This is a genomic window from Nocardia sp. CA-119907 (assembly GCF_050955995.1).
GTDB lineage: Bacteria > Actinomycetota > Actinomycetes > Mycobacteriales > Mycobacteriaceae > Nocardia.
In genome coordinates this window covers 4,960,569-4,975,114 of sequence record NZ_CP192091.1, presented here as the reverse complement: position 1 = coordinate 4,975,114, position 14,546 = coordinate 4,960,569, and the positions used below count along the sequence as shown (strand labels likewise).

Sequence of the window (14,546 nt, the reverse complement as noted above, 5' to 3'; positions counted from 1 at the left end):
CAGTTCTCGGCATGCTGGGCTGATGTTGGTTCGGCGGTTGGTGGCGCTCTATGTCGGGTTGTGGCTGTACGGGTTGTCGATGGCGGTGATGATTCGGGCTGGGCTGGGGCTGGATCCGTGGGATGTGTTCCACCAAGGGGTGGCCGGGCACGTGCCGATCAGCTTCGGTGCGGTGACCGCGATCACCGGAGTCGCGGTGCTGTTGGCGTGGATTCCATTGCGGCAGCGGCCCGGTTTGGGGACGGTCAGCAATGTCGTGGTCATCGGCGTGTCGGTCGATATCGGGTTGTGGATGCTGCCGGCGTGGGATGCGTTGCCGGTGCGGGTCGGTGCGATGAGTGCCGCGGTGGTTTTGAATGCGGTGGCCACGGTGCTCTATATCGGTGCGGGCATGGGGCCGGGACCGCGTGATGGACTGATGACTGGACTGGTTCGGCGGACTGGATGGTCGGTTCGGTTGGTGCGGACCGGGATCGAGGTGTCGGTATTGGCGACCGGCTGGCTATTGGGCGGCAGTGTCGGTGTGGGAACCGTGGTCTACGCGTTCGGGATCGGGCCGTTGATCCAGGTGCTGATTCCGTACGCCGATCGGTACCTTCCGGGATTCCATACCGATCGAAAGACCGAGCCGGATGTGGTCCCGGTCGCGCTGTGACCGTGCCTGTTCGGGTTGTTCTGATCACCGCGCGGACATCCGAGATTGATCGGCAACCTTGCGGCCATGCCGAGGGAGGCAAGGGTCTGCTGATCCGGTCAGCGCGGGACATGTGTGGCCGAAAATGTCGATTTTATGGCCGCAGTGCTCTCTCGGCAACTGTGTCGGCGTTCATACAGTTATCGACATGACTAGCACTCCGTCTGTGCTCATCGTCGGCGCTGGCTTCGGCGGTCTCGCGGCCGCGCTGGAGCTGAAGCGCCACGGCTATGAGGCGTTCACCATCATCGATAAGGCCGACGGACTCGGCGGGGTCTGGCGCGACAATACCTATCCGGGCGCGGCGTGTGACGCGCCGTCGGATCTGTATTCGTTTTCCTTCGCTCCGAATGCGCACTGGCCCAAGCGGTTCGCCGAACAACCCGACATCCTCGCGTATATGCGCGATGTCGCGCGGCGCTACGACCTGGACAAGCATCTGCGCTTCGGTGTGGAGGTCGCCTCGGCCGACTTCGACACCGATCGTGGCGTGTGGCAGGTGCGTACCAGCATCGGTGAGGTGCTCGAGGCGGATGTGTTCGTGCCCGCGGTCGGTCAGTTGTCGCGTCCGGTGTGGCCGAGCATTGCGGGCATGGATTCCTTCGGTGGAGATGCGTTCCACTCCGCGCGGTGGGATCACGATGTCGAGCTGACCGGCAAGCGGGTCGCGATCATCGGCACCGGTGCGAGCGCGATTCAGATCATTCCGGCCATTCAGCCCGAGGTCGCGCAGTTGACGGTGTTCCAGCGGTCGGCGCCGTGGATCATCCCGAAGATCGAAAGCTATTACGCGCCACCGAAGCTCAACGCACTGGACAAGCTGTCGATCGCCAAGAAGTTCCCGGTGGTCCAGCGCGCCGAGCGGTTGGGCTGGTATGCGTTCTACGAGCTGGTGACCTCGGGGTTGGAAGGCAACGGGCGCATCGCGGAGGTGATCTCCGGATGGGCGAACCGACATCGCGCGGCGCAGATCTCCGATCCCGAACTGCTGGCCAAGATGACACCCGATTATGCGGCCGGGTGCAAGCGCGGCCTGATGGCGAGCAACTACTACCCGGCGGTGGCGCAGCCGAATGTGCATGTGGAGACCTCGCACATCGCCGAGATCACCCCGACCGGTGTGCGCACCGGGGACGGCGTGCTCTACGAGGTCGATGTCATCGTCTACTGCACCGGCTTCAATGCCACGCAGTTCTTGGCGCCCATGGCGATTCGCGGAATCGGCGGCAAGGAACTCGGTGAGGTGTGGTCCGGTGGTGCGCGCGCCTACAAGGGACTCACCGTGCCGCACTTTCCGAATATGTTCATCATGTACGGGCCGAATACCAATCTCGGTGCGGGCTCGATCATCTATATGCACGAGCGCCAAGCGCGTTACGTGCGCCAGGCGGTCGAGCATCTGCGTGGCACACGCGGTTATCTGTCGGTGCGACCGGAGGTGGAGGCCCGCTTCGACGAGGAGATCCAGGGGCGGCTCGAGCATACGGTGTGGACCAAGTGCACCAGCTGGTATCGCGAGGCGAGCGGACGGGTGACGACGAACTGGCCCGGCCGGATGAGCGAGTACGACAAGCGGACCCATTTCGACGTCCGTGACTACGAGCTGGTTCGCACGGGACGGTAGGGCATATGACGCACTATGACGTGCTGGTGATCGGCTCGGGCTTCGGCGGCAGTGTCACCGCGCTGCGGTTGACCGAGAAGGGTTATCGCGTCGGTGTTCTGGAGACCGGTCGCCGCTTCGCCGATGACGAGTTCGCCGAGAACTCCTGGCACCTGCGCGAATACCTGTGGGCACCGAAGTTGGGTTGCTTCGGCATTCAGCGGATGACACTGCTGAACGACACCTTCATCATGAGCGGCTCCGGTGTCGGCGGTGGTTCGCTGGTGTACGCGAATACCCTCTACGAGGCGCCCGACAGCTTCTACGGCGATAAGCAGTGGGGCCACATCACCGATTGGAAGGCCGAGCTCGCACCGCACTACGACCAGGCCAAGCGCATGCTGGGGGTGACGACCAATCCGGCGACCACGCCAGCGGATCGGGTGCTGCAGGAGGTCGCCGAGGATATGGGCATCGGCGACTCCTACCGTCGCACACCCGTCGGAGTGCTGTTCGCCGATGACGAGACTCGGCCCGGCGCCACGGTCGCCGACCCGTACTTCGGCGGTGTCGGGCCGCAGCGACGCTCCTGCACACACTGTGGTGAGTGCATGACCGGATGTCGGCACGGCGCGAAGAACACCCTGGTCAAGAACTACCTGTATCTGGCCGAGCAGGCGGGTGCGACGGTACATCCGCTGACCACCGCGGTGTCGGTGCGGCCGCTGTCCGGCGGTGGGTACGCCGTCGATACGGTGCGCACCGGGCGTTGGGTTCGCAAGGCGAAGCAGGCCTTCACCGCCGACCAGGTGGTGTTCTCCGCGGCCGCGCTCGGCACCCAGCAGTTGTTGCACAATCTGCGGGATCGCGGCGTGCTGTCGAATATTTCGCCGCGGCTCGGACATCTGGCGCGCACGAATTCCGAGGCGGTGCTGGCGGCCCGAACGCGCGATAAGAATTCGGATTTCACCAAGGGTGTCGCGATCACCTCCTCGATCCATCCCAACGCGCATACCCATGTGGAGCCGGTGCGCTACGGCAAGGGCAGTAACTTCATGGGGCTGCTGACGACCGTGCTCGTCGATGGGCAGGAGGGTAAGCGCCGCTGGGTGCTGGGCCTGCGCGAAATGGTGCGGTACCGGCGGGATCTGGTGCGGATGCACAATCCGGCGCACTGGTCCGAGCGGATTATCGGGCTGCTGGTCATGCAGAACGTCGACAATTCGATCATCACCTACAACAAGCGCGGTCTGTTCGGTAAGCGGATGACCACCAAACCCGGTGCGGGCCAAGCGCCTCCGGTGTGGATTCCGGAAGGCAACGAGGTCGCCCGCCGGGTCGCGGAGAAGATCAATGGCATACCGCAGGGCAGCTGGACCGAAATGGCCAACGTCCCGATCACCGGCCACTTCATCGGCGGCTGCGCGATCGGAGACTCCCCCGACACCGGCGTGGTCGACCCGTACCAGCGGCTCTACGGCTACGAGGGTCTGCACATCGTGGACGGTTCGACCATTTCGGCGAACCTCGGGGTGAACCCGTCGCTGACCATTACCGCCCAGGCCGAGCGCGCGATGTCGTTGTGGCCCAATAAGGGAGAACAGGAGCAACGCCCCCCGCTCGGTGCGCCCTATCAGCGACTCGACGCCATCGCCCCCAAGAACCCGGTCGTCCCCGCGGCCGCACCGGCGGCACTCCGATTGCCGATCACACCGGTCTAGGCGCGGCTGATCGTTGCCGCACAGCCAGTGGCCACGTCGGCAGGGGTTAGACCTTGTGCGAGGTGGTCACCGGGTGTGCGCCAGTTGCTGGGACGGGTCGGCGGCGGAGGTCCACGCTGGGCTAGTGATCTCCTTCGGGGGCAACGCCTTTGGGTTCGCGGTGGCTCATGAAACCGAACAGGTAGCCCGCTATGCGGCGCATCTGGATTTCTTCGGTGCCCTCGGTGATGCGGTAGCGGCGGTGGTGGCGGTAGATGTGTTCGAACGGGGTGTGGCGGGAGTAGCCGAGGCCGCCGTGGATCTGCATGGCGCGGTCGGCGGCCTCGCAGCACAGGCGGTTGGCCCAGTAGTTGCACATGGAGACCTGTTCGGAGGCGGCGAAGGTGCCGTAGTGATCCATGGACCAGGCGGTTCGGTGGATGAGGGCGCGCAGCATCGCGCATTGGGTGTGCAATTCGACCAGTGGGAACTGAATGCCCTGATGGGTGGCCAACGGTGTGCCGAAGGGGCTGCGCTGCTTGGCGTATTCGACGGATCGGTCGATGCAGTATTGGGCGGCGCCGAGGCTGGAGGCGGCTTGGCGGATGCGGTTCTCGTTGAAGAAGTGCTGCACCACGCCGAGTCCGCGGCCCACACCGCCGAAGACCGAGCTTTCGGGTACACGGACATTCGTCAGCGTGACGTGCGCGTGGTCTGTGGGCATATTGAAGGTCCACAGGTATTCCTCGACGTGAAACCCAGGGGTATCAGTCGGCACCAGGAAGGCGGTAATGCCCGCCGCGGCGCCCGGATCGCCTGCGGTGCGGGCGAAGATGAGGTCGGCGTCGGCGATGTGTACGCCGGTGTTCCAGGTCTTTTCGCCATTGATCACCCAGTCGGTGCCGTCGCGCACGGCGGTGGTCGCCATATGGGTGGCGTCGGAGCCGTGCTCGGGTTCGGTGATGCCGAAGGCGAACAAGCGGGTGCCCGCGGCGAGGCCGTCCACCCAGTCGGACTGTTGTGCGGGCGAGCCGTACTCGAGCATGAGCAGCAGCCCGACATTATTGGCGACGATGGCATGCTCGTTCTGCAGATCGCAGTGCAGGCCCAGGCCGCGGCGGGCCAGGTGTTCGCGGATGACCGCCATGCCGAGGTTGGTGCCGTCGCGGCCGCCGTACCCGGCGGGGAACGCGTAGCGCAGATGTCCGGCGGCGTCGGCGCGGCGACGGACCTCGGCCAGCAGTGCCTCCCATTCGGTGCGCGGCAGCCCGCCGCGCTCCCAGTCGGTGCGTGCGTATTCGCGACGGTGATCGAAGAAGCGGATATTGTCGTCGGCTTGTTCCAGGGGAACGATCTCGTGCTCGATGAAGGCGTCGAGTTCTACGAGATAGTCGGCGAGTTCGGTCGGTAGCTCGAAATCCATTGCGGCTCCTGTCCTGTCGCGCGAATGCGGGATGTGGCCGTCGTCTCCTCCGGTGCTCTTGTCATAGGTGCTGCGTCGGGCGGATCTGCATCAACAGGTCCCATTCGATCTCGGAGATGCGGCGGCCGCTGGCGGCCATCACGATATTGCGCACGGTCCCGTCGAGGTGGGCGGCGGCTTGGCTGGCCAGGCCGACGCCCCACCACAGCGTGCTGGCCACTTTCCACCAGCGGAACCGGTCGGTGTCGAAGACACCGCCCGCGCGTTCATAGCCCGCGATGAAGGCGCGGCGGGCGGCGAATCCGCCGATTTCCCGGGCGTCTTCATGGAAGCGCCACATGCGCAGGGCGGGCCAGGCGGCATCGCGCATGGGATCGCCGAAACGCTGGGTGCCTTCCCAGTCGAGGATCGCGCGCAGGCCGTCGGGGCCGATGATGAGATTGCCGTTGCGCAGGTCGGTGTGCAGCAGGGTGCGGTGCTCGGGGGTGTGCGGGAGGTGGTTGACCAGCCAGCGCAGGGCGAGGGTGAAGACCGGGCGGTCGCGCAGCAGGGTGCGCACGCCGGTGATGAGTTCGGTCAGCATGATTTCGGCCGGATTGCCGGTCGGTGTGCCGGGTAGTTGCGACGGTGCCAGGTGCGGGTCGATGGTGTGCAGGGTGGCCATGGCCGCACCGACCTGATCGGCGACCCGGTCGCCGATGCCTTGCGCGTGCACCAGGCGTAACACCTTGCGCGGCACGGTCTCGCCGTCGATGCGCTCCGAGACCAGAAACGGCGCACCGGTGTAGGCGGCGTCGGTGCAGACCGCGACGACCGGTGGGACCGGCACACCGTGGGCGCGGGCCAACTCACGCACTCCGGCTTCCACACCGACCGGAGCGCGTTCGATCGCGCTGGGCACAAAGGTGGCTACCAGATGCAGTGTCCCAGTGGTCGTTTCCGCGTCGAAGGCGACATTGGTTCGGCGCGCACCGCTGGACAACCCACTGAAATTCGAAATCTGGACCGGCTGGCCGAATTCCGTGCGCAGAAAGCGAGCGAGTCCCGCCGCCGCATCCGCTGTCACTCGCCCTCCCAGGCGTCGTAGCCGGGTTTGGCGATCCGCAGATCCGCGCGCACCACCTCGACCATGGCGTGCCAGAGCGCCCGGTCGTCGCCCTCGGGCACCGCGGCCAGCAGGTCCCGCTCGTGTTGCGCGGCTTCATCACCGAGTTCGAGTTCGCGCTGCACGATGCGAGCGATATTCGCGCCGACTCGCGCTTGGTGCCGCAATGCGGGATCCAGCGCGGGCAGCAGGGTGTCCTCGAGGAGTTCGGCGAGTGCCGCGAGCAGCTCGGCGGCCGTGGGACGGTACTGCATCGCTCACGAAATCCGTTCGCACATAACGTGATACGTGGTCGATGCGGGCACGGTCGCCGTTGGTCTCATACATCGTCGAATCCGCCGGTTCACAGGGCTCGACGGTACTTGAACAACTATCGCCCCGATGCCGAATGCGCGGGATCGCGCTGGGCGTCGGCGTGAACCCGTGTACCGACCGACGGTGCCCCGCTACGCTGAGACGGTAACTCTCTCAATGTTGTGGAGGAACCCCGATGAGCACAGCATCGCGCAGCGAATCCATGACGGGTAGCGGCCGGGCGACGGGTGGGACTGCCACCACCATCGCCAGGCAATGCACGTTGTGTGAGGCGCACTGCGGGATTCTGGTGACCGTGGACGGGGATCAGGTCACCCGGGTCGAGGGCAATCCGGATGACGTGCTGTCGCAGGGGTATATCTGTCCGAAGGCGACGGCGATGGGCGGGCTGCACCATGATCCGGACCGGTTGCGCACGCCGGTGCGGCGAGTCGGTGACCGGTTCGAACCGATCGGCTGGGATGAGGCGTTGCGGGAGATCGGGCGTCGGCTGCGGCAGGTGCGCGGTGCCTACGGGCCCAGCGCGATCGGGATGTACCTGGGAAATCCGGCGGCGCACAGCTCTTCGGTGATCTACGGCGCGCTCCTGCGTGCGGTATTGCTGACACGGAACTTCTATTCGGCGTCCTCGATCGACCAGTTCCCACAGGAATTCGTGGCGTGGCGGATGTTCGGGTCGAATGTGCTGATGCCGGTCGCCGATATCGATCGGACCGATCGGCTGGTGATCATGGGCGCCAATCCGGCGGTGTCGAACGGATCGGTCACCACGATGCCCAATGTGAAACAGCGCATTCGGGAGGTGCGCAAGCGCGGCAAGGTGGTCGTGATCGATCCGCGGCGGACCGAGACGGCGCGGCTGGCCGATGAGCATGTGGCCATCGCGCCCGGCGGTGATGTGTATCTGCTGCTGGCCATGTTGCAGGTGCTGGTCACCGAAAACCTGTGCGACGAGCGCTCGATACGCGCGCAGTGTTCGGGCTGGGAGGAGTTGCGCGCGTTGGTCGCCGAGGTCACCCCGGAGGTGGCCGAGCCGCTGGCCGGTGTCGATGCCGAGACGATTCGTCGACTGGCGCGCGAGCACGCCGCGGCCGACTCGGCGCTGCTGTACGCGCGCATCGGGGTGTGCCACCAGGTGACCGGCACGCTGACGCATTGGCTGGTCAACACCATCAACGCGGTGACCGGCAATCTGGATCGGCCCGGCGGACAGATGTTCGCCACACCGCCGATCGATGCCGCGCGGTTCGGGAAGTATCTGCCGGTGGGGCACGGGGCGTGGACCGATCGGTCCGGGATCCACAAATCGTTTCGTTCGGAGTTGCCGGTCGCGGTGCTCGCCGATGAGATCCTCACCGAGGGGGACGGGCAGATCCGCGCGATGATCACCTACGCGGGTAATCCGGTGCTCTCGACACCGCAGCGCGGCAAGCTCGACGCGGCGCTGGACTCACTGGATTGCTATGTGGCCGTGGACATGTACGTCACCGAGACCACCCGGCATGCCGATTTCATCCTGCCGCCGATCTCCCCACTCGAACGCGAGGACGTGAACATCCTTTTCCCAGTGTTCAGTGTGCGGAACAATCTTCGCTACGACGCGCGAGTCTTCGAAGCACCGGCCGACGGGCTCGAGGACTGGCAGATCATGGCGCGGCTGATCACCGAGTTGGTGCCGCTGCCCGCGCGCCGGTTCACGACCCGCGCGCTGAATGCCTTGCTGGAGCAGTTCAGTCCGATCCGGTTGGCGGCGCTCGGGGTGGCCGCCGGTCCCTACGGGGTGCTGCGACGCGGTCGCAAGGGGTTGACCATCGCGAAGGTACGCGCCGCGGCCGGTGGTGTCGATCTCGGTCCGCTGCAGCCGCGATTGCGGACGCTGATCGCGACCAAGGATCGCAAGGTGCGGTTGGCGCCCGACGATTTCGTCACGGCCGCACGCGGGCTGCTCGACGATGCCCGCCGCGGTCGAGCGGTCACCGCACCCGCCGAGGGCTACGACCTCAAACTCATCGGCCGCCGCCACCTGCGCAGCAACAACTCCTGGCTGCACAATGTCCCGTCGCTGGTGAAGGGCCGCGACCGCTGTACCGCCCTCATGCATCCCGCCGACGCCGCCGAGCGCGCCCTCACCGACGGCACACCCGTCGCGGTCACCTCCCGCACCGGCTCGATCGTGGTCACCCTCGAGGTCAGCGACGATATCCGCCCCGGCACCATCGCCATCCCACACGGCTGGGGCCACCGCGAACCCGGCGTCGGCTGGCAGGTGGCCGCCTCCCTACCCGGCGCGAATGTGAACCTCCTGCACGACCCGGCACTCACCGACACCTTCTCCGGAAATGCCGCGGTCAACAACACCTGGGTCACGGTCACACCCGCCTCCCCCGCGTCGCCGGGTGCCGATGTCGATGGGGAGCCCGCGCCGACGTCGTAACCGCCCGGCATGTCCCGTTGGGACGGTGCGCTGCCGGCACGATCGCGCACGCCACCGCTGGCGTCGAAGGGGCGATATCGATCGGGAGCCTGCGACACTGTCGTAACCGCGCGGCATGTCCGTTCGGACGTGCGCTACGGCCTGTTTCGAAGTAGTAAGGGCAGACCAGCGGCCCGCCCGCGACGCCGCAAAGCAGCCGACAACGACAGGGACGACTGAACGGGGCGCACACCCGCGGAGCTACTCGCTGTCGGGCGGACCATCTCGCGCGAATAGGCGTGGTCGACGAGCGTCTGAGCCGGTTTCCACAGTTGCGCGAGCGTTTCCAGACTCGGGACGCTGTAGTGGTTCAGCGGCGGATCTCCGGCGCGCTGCACCCCACCGATCGCCCGGAGCCGCCACGACGCACAGGCCAGCCCCGCAACGCAACGCAGCGCCTCGTGATCATCGTTGTCCGACACACTCGCTTCGATCATCTCGTCGATGATTTCCGGCAGCGGCCCCGCGTAACGGCCGACGATCACCGCCGCGTCCAGAATCTCAACCCGGCGCCGATGCAGGAGTTCGGCGCGCGAGGCTCCCCGCCGATCGCTGCGACTCAAGGTCAGCACCACCCCAGGCGCTGCGCTGGTCAAGTCCCGCCACACCGGATACAGCCGCAGCATCGCCCGACCATCCTCGTCCACGTGGGTGTGGGTCCGGGCCATGATCATCGTCGCCAACAGTTCGGCTTCGTACTCGGCGTGATCGCTGTAACCGCTGACACTCCGCGCCCCCCTGATCATCGACGCATCGGAAACGAAACCATCGTCGAGATCCACACCGGCCAGCAACTCCGCCAGCTCGCCCGTCGGCTTCTCGTGGCGGTGATCGAGCAGCATATGGGCGAGTTCATGAACCACCACCTGCCATTCCAGCATCGGGTCCGATGCGCGGCGGTACAGCACCGCATCGTCATGCGGGCGCGCTAGCCATAACCCGAACAACCCGAGTGGGGCATGCTCTGGCAACGGGCACTGCACGATCGCTCGCCCGCGAATCCGCGCCAGGCGGTCGAAGAACTCCATGACCGTCCAGTCCTGCGGCAGTTCGAGCCGGTCAACGATCGACTCGAACTGTGCACGCTTCGCCGGCCTCCGCCGGAACTGAGCAAACAAGTCAGCCTCGCTGTCTATCCGGTACTGCTGCCGATCGCGGCGGCACGACATTGCCCGAGGAGCGCAGGAAGTAGATGTGCGACAGCTGCGCAGGGATACCGCCGTGCCCGCGGGTGGCGGCGACGCGGTCTCGGTTTGCCACGCCAGCGCTGGTCGACGCGATCAGCGCAGTGTCCTCGAGTGGTCGGCTCATCGTGGCGCTATCCATCTGCCTTACCGCCTTCGGCCCACGGTCGCGCACTGCGCGACGCACCGACTTCCCCAGCGGCACTTGGTGTTCCAGATTCGGTGTGCGTCGGCTCGTACGACTGCGACGGTCGATCGGGCGTCGAGCTGCCCGACCAGCTGGGGCCGGTGGACATTCCCTCGGGAGCCGAATAACCGGTGTGGATTCGGCGCCGATGATCGGGCACATCGCTCTCATCGGCCGTACACCTCGTTTCTCTGATCATTGCTGGGGCGTGAAAGCCTTTGGTAGGGAAGTTCTTTCAGCGTGCCCGGCACCAGATCGCGGACAAGCCCGTGTGGACAGTCCGGACAGTCGGCGTGTTGGCTTCGGCTCGTGCTGCGGGCGTCGTCATCGCAGGTGACACATTCAATGGAGGGAAAGGCGAAGCACGCGCCAACTTTGCCGGCGAGCGGTGAACGGGCCGTGTCGCTCTTTCGCTTCCTTGTGTCGGATCGTGAGCGGAATTTCCGGGAGCGCGTCAAAATCCATTGGTGCGCGGTCCTCACCGGTCGGCCATCGAACGAGGTGCGGTTATCACAATTTCTGCCTTCGCATTCGTGTCGACGGCACGAACCAAACGATCAGCAGCCACTGATGCGTCCCCCTCGGGGGCCTGCCTTCGATTGGCTACGTGACGACGAGTTCACGGTCCGCGGAGTACGCGACCTCGACAAGTCGACGGTGACCGTCGCCGAATTCATGCCCCTCCTTGCGTTGCGTATCCGTGTGGTAGCGGCACGCTTTCAAAACGCTAGGCGGTGGTTGGAGGCCGAATCTACTGATTGCGCGCACATCTTCCGGCAATTTGCGCACGCCGATCAGGCCCCCTCGGCGTCGATGCAGCTGACGACCGAGTGTGGCCCGGAAGATTGAACGAGCCGATGCCGGCGAAAGTTGCCGAGGCATAACTGTTGTGCACGCCCGGCGGCGCACCGACGACCATCGTCCTGGCGAACGTGTCCTGCCGATTGGCTCGGGCCTGTTGGCCTGGGCGGTGCGCCGGATCGCAAGGCACGCTGATGGCGCGGTGTGCGTCCGCGTCCGAGAAAGATTTCGGCCCCGCACGGCCGAGGAACAACGAAAGGCGTTCCGCCGCTCAATCAATGGCGAGCCGGCAGCGAAGGATGTATCGGGATGGTCGGCGGTCGCCGGGATGCCTCAGGTGCGGCCGACGTGTCGCCTGTATGCTGCTCGCCATTGTCGTGGGGGAACCTGATGCCGTTCGACAAACGCTCTCCGAAAGGTGTCGTACAAGAGAAAACCGGCATCGGCTGCGATTCGATCGAGCGTGCTGTCGTCGAACGGATTTTCAAGCCTTTTCTGCGCCCGATCCAATCGACTGTTGCGCAGTAGCTGGTGCGGTGTGATGCCTGCTGTGGTTTTCAGTGCGTTTTCGAGTGTGCGTCGGGAATAGCCCAGATGTTCCGCAATGGAGTCTGGCGTGACATGGGGGTCGGCGGAGTGTGCTGCGACGTAGGCCTTGGCGGCCTCGACCATTGCCGCAACTCGGGTCTGTTCCGCTGTCCAGCGCTCATCGAGCGACAGCGCCAATAGCTCGAGCAGACGCGCATAGGTTTCCACGAAAGCACGACCGGACAGCGTGTCGGGTTGCGGGTGCGCGGCAAGGCTTCGGGCCAGCGCGACCACGTGTGGCAGTGTGCCGCGTTGTTGGTCCAGGGCGAGGGGTGCGTTGCCGGCGAGTTTTCCGGGAGGGACCGTCAGGAGCAATGCGCGGACGCCGTCATTGTTCGCGAAGATGAGCTCCTGCCTCATGTGTAGCAGGCCGATGTGGTTTCCCGGTTCCAGTCGGACCTCGTCCCGGCCTTGCGTGAGAGTCACATGGCCCGCCAGCGGGATGACGAGCAACTGACTCTCATCGTCCTCGGTGAGCAGGTTCCTGGGGCGACGATACTCGAGGCGGTTGGAGGCGAACTCGACGAGCTGGAAGAAGGAGGCCTCGTTGTGCTCGCGCGATCCATACCTTTGTACACACATTCCCCCGTCGAAATCGCGTTGACCGCAGAAGTTGTAGCTCAGTGGGTTTTGGTTGAGGTTGACGTGCGTTCTCCAGTAGTCGAGCCGATCTCGCCGCGCGACCTCGCTGGTGGAGAGCTTCAGAACCTCATACTTCAGATCGACCACGGGAACTCCTCGGCGTGCGCGAATCGCGGGAAAGATGTGCGCGCAATCGGGAGAGCCGAACCGGCACCGTCATCCAACCTTCATGTGACCGTAGTGATCGCCACGATATGGATGCAAACGCTGCACTGACTCAGCACCGATCAAAGATGCATGCAGACAACGGGATTCACGTGATCGTCGGGAGGAAGGCGCAGGCTGCGACGGTGACGGCACCTGGCAGAACGGCCCGGCTGTTCCTGATGCTGGGCCGTGGACCAACCAGAGGAGATCTAGACGATATTCATCGGCGGAGACGGCGAGAAAGTGACCGGAAGTGCTGTCATGGCCCGATGGAACGGGCCCGGCCGCCAGATCAGCTCGTCCACACGGCCGCTCAGTTCGATGTCGGGGAGTGCATCGAACAGCAGATCGATGGCGAACTGGACCGTAAGGTAGGCCACGTCTTTGGCGGGGCATGCGTGTGGCCCTGCGCTCCATGCCAGATGTGAGCGATTGCCGAGACTGCTCTCCTCCGAGTCGTTGGTCCTGCGGATCTTGGGGTCGTTATTGCAGGCGGTAAGGCTGATGACGACCGGCTGATCGGCGGGCAACCAGATATCGTCGACCATTACCGGCTGCCGCGGGTACGTTGTGCAGAAGTTCGCCATGGGCGGGTCGTTGAACAGAATCTCGTCAAGGGCGTTGATCGTCGACAGGTTCCTGCCGAGCACATTGCCGAATGCGAATCGGTCGTCGGTGATCATCAGCAGCAGTGCATTCGTGATCAGATTGCGCTGCGCTTCGAAACCGGCGCCATAGAAGGACATCAGCTGGGCGAATATCTCTTCGTCGTTGAGTCCGGCGGCATGGCTCGCCATCCGCGAGGTGACGTCGTCGCCGGGCTGTTCGCGCTTGAGCCGAATCAACTCCATCAGTGCCTGTTTGAGCATGATCATGCCTTCGCGGCTCTTGACCGTGTCGAATCTCGCGGCCATTCCGGCCGCGACCCGCTGCCCGATTTCGGCCGGGCAGCCGACCAACTGGTTCAGCACTTCCAGGACAAGAGGAAAGGCGTACTGTCGCACCAGGTCGGCGTTACCCGCCCTGCAGAAGGTGTTGATCACCGGGACGGCGGCCTTCTCGACGAGGGAAGGCAAAGTGTCCGTGGCGATCCCATCGATGCCCGCGACCGACGCATCCCTGAAGCGTTTGTGTTCATAGCCGTCGTTGTTCCGCGCGGCCGGCAGCCACGCCATCATCGGCCGGACCGGGCAGTCCTCAGGAATGGTCTTCTGCCATGTTCGCGGATCGGCCGGAAAGTGGTTGGGGTCGTTCAGGATTCTGACCGCGGTGGAGTGGCCGATCACGAGGGTCGCTTTGACGCCGGGTGCCAACAGGACCGGAACAATCGTTCCGTATTTGCGTCGCATCTCGCTGTAGGTGTGATGTGGGTCAGCGACGAAATCCGCTGTGTACAACGGTACTCGGATGTCGGTGTCGCCCAACGATTCGTGCTGGACGGGGCAGACTCCGGGCGCAGTGATGGTGTCGGGCACGGGCGTTGGGGACTGTGGCGTGGTCAAAGACATGACTCCAGACGAGGGCGGGAATTGGACAAGCAAGACTTCATCGGTGAGCGCGTGCACGTCCCTCGATCAGGTGCCTCGAGCGAGGGCGGCGGTGTGTCGGGGCGTTGAGCGTTCGCAACGACAGCCTTCCAGACCTGTTCCGAACCCGGCGACTCGCCCACGCTAGCAACATAGCA

At 65.0% G+C, this 14,546-nt stretch carries 10 protein-coding genes; 4 read left to right on the top strand and 6 right to left on the bottom strand.

What is annotated here, in order from left to right:
• Positions 1-22: 22 nt before the first annotated feature.
• The 3 genes from ACQP2D_RS21870 to ACQP2D_RS21860 all read left to right on the top strand — a co-directional run bounded on the left by ACQP2D_RS21870 (position 23) and on the right by ACQP2D_RS21860 (position 4,018).
• Entirely contained in the window at positions 23-655 is a 633-nt protein-coding gene (locus ACQP2D_RS21870) for a YczE/YyaS/YitT family protein (protein ID WP_433677769.1), read from the top strand.
• 187 nt (positions 656-842) lie between these two features.
• Positions 843-2,318, top strand: coding sequence for a flavin-containing monooxygenase (locus tag ACQP2D_RS21865; protein ID WP_433677768.1), 1,476 nt, complete (start codon positions 843-845; stop codon positions 2,316-2,318).
• A gap of 5 nt (positions 2,319-2,323) precedes the next feature.
• Entirely contained in the window at positions 2,324-4,018 is a 1,695-nt protein-coding gene (locus tag ACQP2D_RS21860; RefSeq protein WP_433677767.1) for an FAD-dependent oxidoreductase, read from the top strand.
• Positions 4,019-4,139: 121 nt separating this feature from the next.
• On the opposite strand, the gene ACQP2D_RS21855 is transcribed toward ACQP2D_RS21860, so the two are convergent.
• The 3 genes from ACQP2D_RS21855 to ACQP2D_RS21845 all read right to left on the bottom strand — a co-directional run bounded on the left by ACQP2D_RS21855 (position 4,140) and on the right by ACQP2D_RS21845 (position 6,779).
• Positions 4,140-5,420: an acyl-CoA dehydrogenase family protein gene (locus ACQP2D_RS21855; RefSeq protein ID WP_433677766.1), complete on the bottom strand. Its 1,281-nt coding sequence runs from the start codon at positions 5,418-5,420 to the stop codon at positions 4,140-4,142.
• Positions 5,421-5,481: 61 nt separating this feature from the next.
• Positions 5,482-6,486: a phosphotransferase family protein gene (locus tag ACQP2D_RS21850; protein ID WP_433677765.1), complete on the bottom strand. Its 1,005-nt coding sequence runs from the start codon at positions 6,484-6,486 to the stop codon at positions 5,482-5,484.
• A complete protein-coding gene (locus ACQP2D_RS21845; protein ID WP_433677764.1) occupies positions 6,483-6,779 on the bottom strand; it encodes a DUF6285 domain-containing protein in 297 nt (98 codons plus the stop codon). Before ACQP2D_RS21845 ends, ACQP2D_RS21850 begins: the two co-directional genes overlap by 4 nt.
• Positions 6,780-7,042: 263 nt before the next feature.
• Between ACQP2D_RS21845 and ACQP2D_RS21840 the strand changes: the two genes are divergently transcribed.
• Positions 7,043-9,274: a molybdopterin oxidoreductase family protein gene (locus ACQP2D_RS21840; protein ID WP_433685729.1), complete on the top strand. Its 2,232-nt coding sequence runs from the start codon at positions 7,043-7,045 to the stop codon at positions 9,272-9,274.
• 134 nt (positions 9,275-9,408) lie between these two features.
• On the opposite strand, the gene ACQP2D_RS21835 is transcribed toward ACQP2D_RS21840, so the two are convergent.
• The 3 genes from ACQP2D_RS21835 to ACQP2D_RS21825 form a co-directional block, all read right to left on the bottom strand.
• A complete protein-coding gene (locus ACQP2D_RS21835; RefSeq protein WP_433677763.1) occupies positions 9,409-10,482 on the bottom strand; it encodes a DUF6545 domain-containing protein in 1,074 nt (357 codons plus the stop codon).
• Positions 10,483-11,818: 1,336 nt separating this feature from the next.
• The gene (locus ACQP2D_RS21830; protein WP_433677762.1) at positions 11,819-12,802 is read right to left on the bottom strand and encodes a helix-turn-helix domain-containing protein; all 984 of its coding nucleotides are present in this window, start codon (positions 12,800-12,802) and stop codon (positions 11,819-11,821) included.
• A 269-nt stretch (positions 12,803-13,071) separates the two neighbouring features.
• Entirely contained in the window at positions 13,072-14,370 is a 1,299-nt protein-coding gene (locus ACQP2D_RS21825) for a cytochrome P450 (protein WP_433677761.1), read from the bottom strand.
• Positions 14,371-14,546: the final 176 nt, after the last annotated feature.

Bases quoted from the DNA above. Each gene is read 5' to 3' on its own strand.
- ACQP2D_RS21835 (WP_433677763.1), bottom strand. From the start codon at position 10,482: ATGTCGTGCCGCCGCGATCGGCAGCAGTACCGGATAGACAGCGAGGCT.
- ACQP2D_RS21840 (WP_433685729.1), top strand. From the start codon at position 7,043: ATGACGGGTAGCGGCCGGGCGACGGGTGGGACTGCCACCACCATCGCC.
- ACQP2D_RS21855 (WP_433677766.1), bottom strand. From the start codon at position 5,420: ATGGATTTCGAGCTACCGACCGAACTCGCCGACTATCTCGTAGAACTC.
- ACQP2D_RS21860 (WP_433677767.1), top strand. From the start codon at position 2,324: ATGACGCACTATGACGTGCTGGTGATCGGCTCGGGCTTCGGCGGCAGT.
- ACQP2D_RS21845 (WP_433677764.1), bottom strand. From the start codon at position 6,779: ATGCAGTACCGTCCCACGGCCGCCGAGCTGCTCGCGGCACTCGCCGAA.
- ACQP2D_RS21865 (WP_433677768.1), top strand. From the start codon at position 843: ATGACTAGCACTCCGTCTGTGCTCATCGTCGGCGCTGGCTTCGGCGGT.
- ACQP2D_RS21870 (WP_433677769.1), top strand. From the start codon at position 23: ATGTTGGTTCGGCGGTTGGTGGCGCTCTATGTCGGGTTGTGGCTGTAC.
- ACQP2D_RS21825 (WP_433677761.1), bottom strand. From the start codon at position 14,370: ATGTCTTTGACCACGCCACAGTCCCCAACGCCCGTGCCCGACACCATC.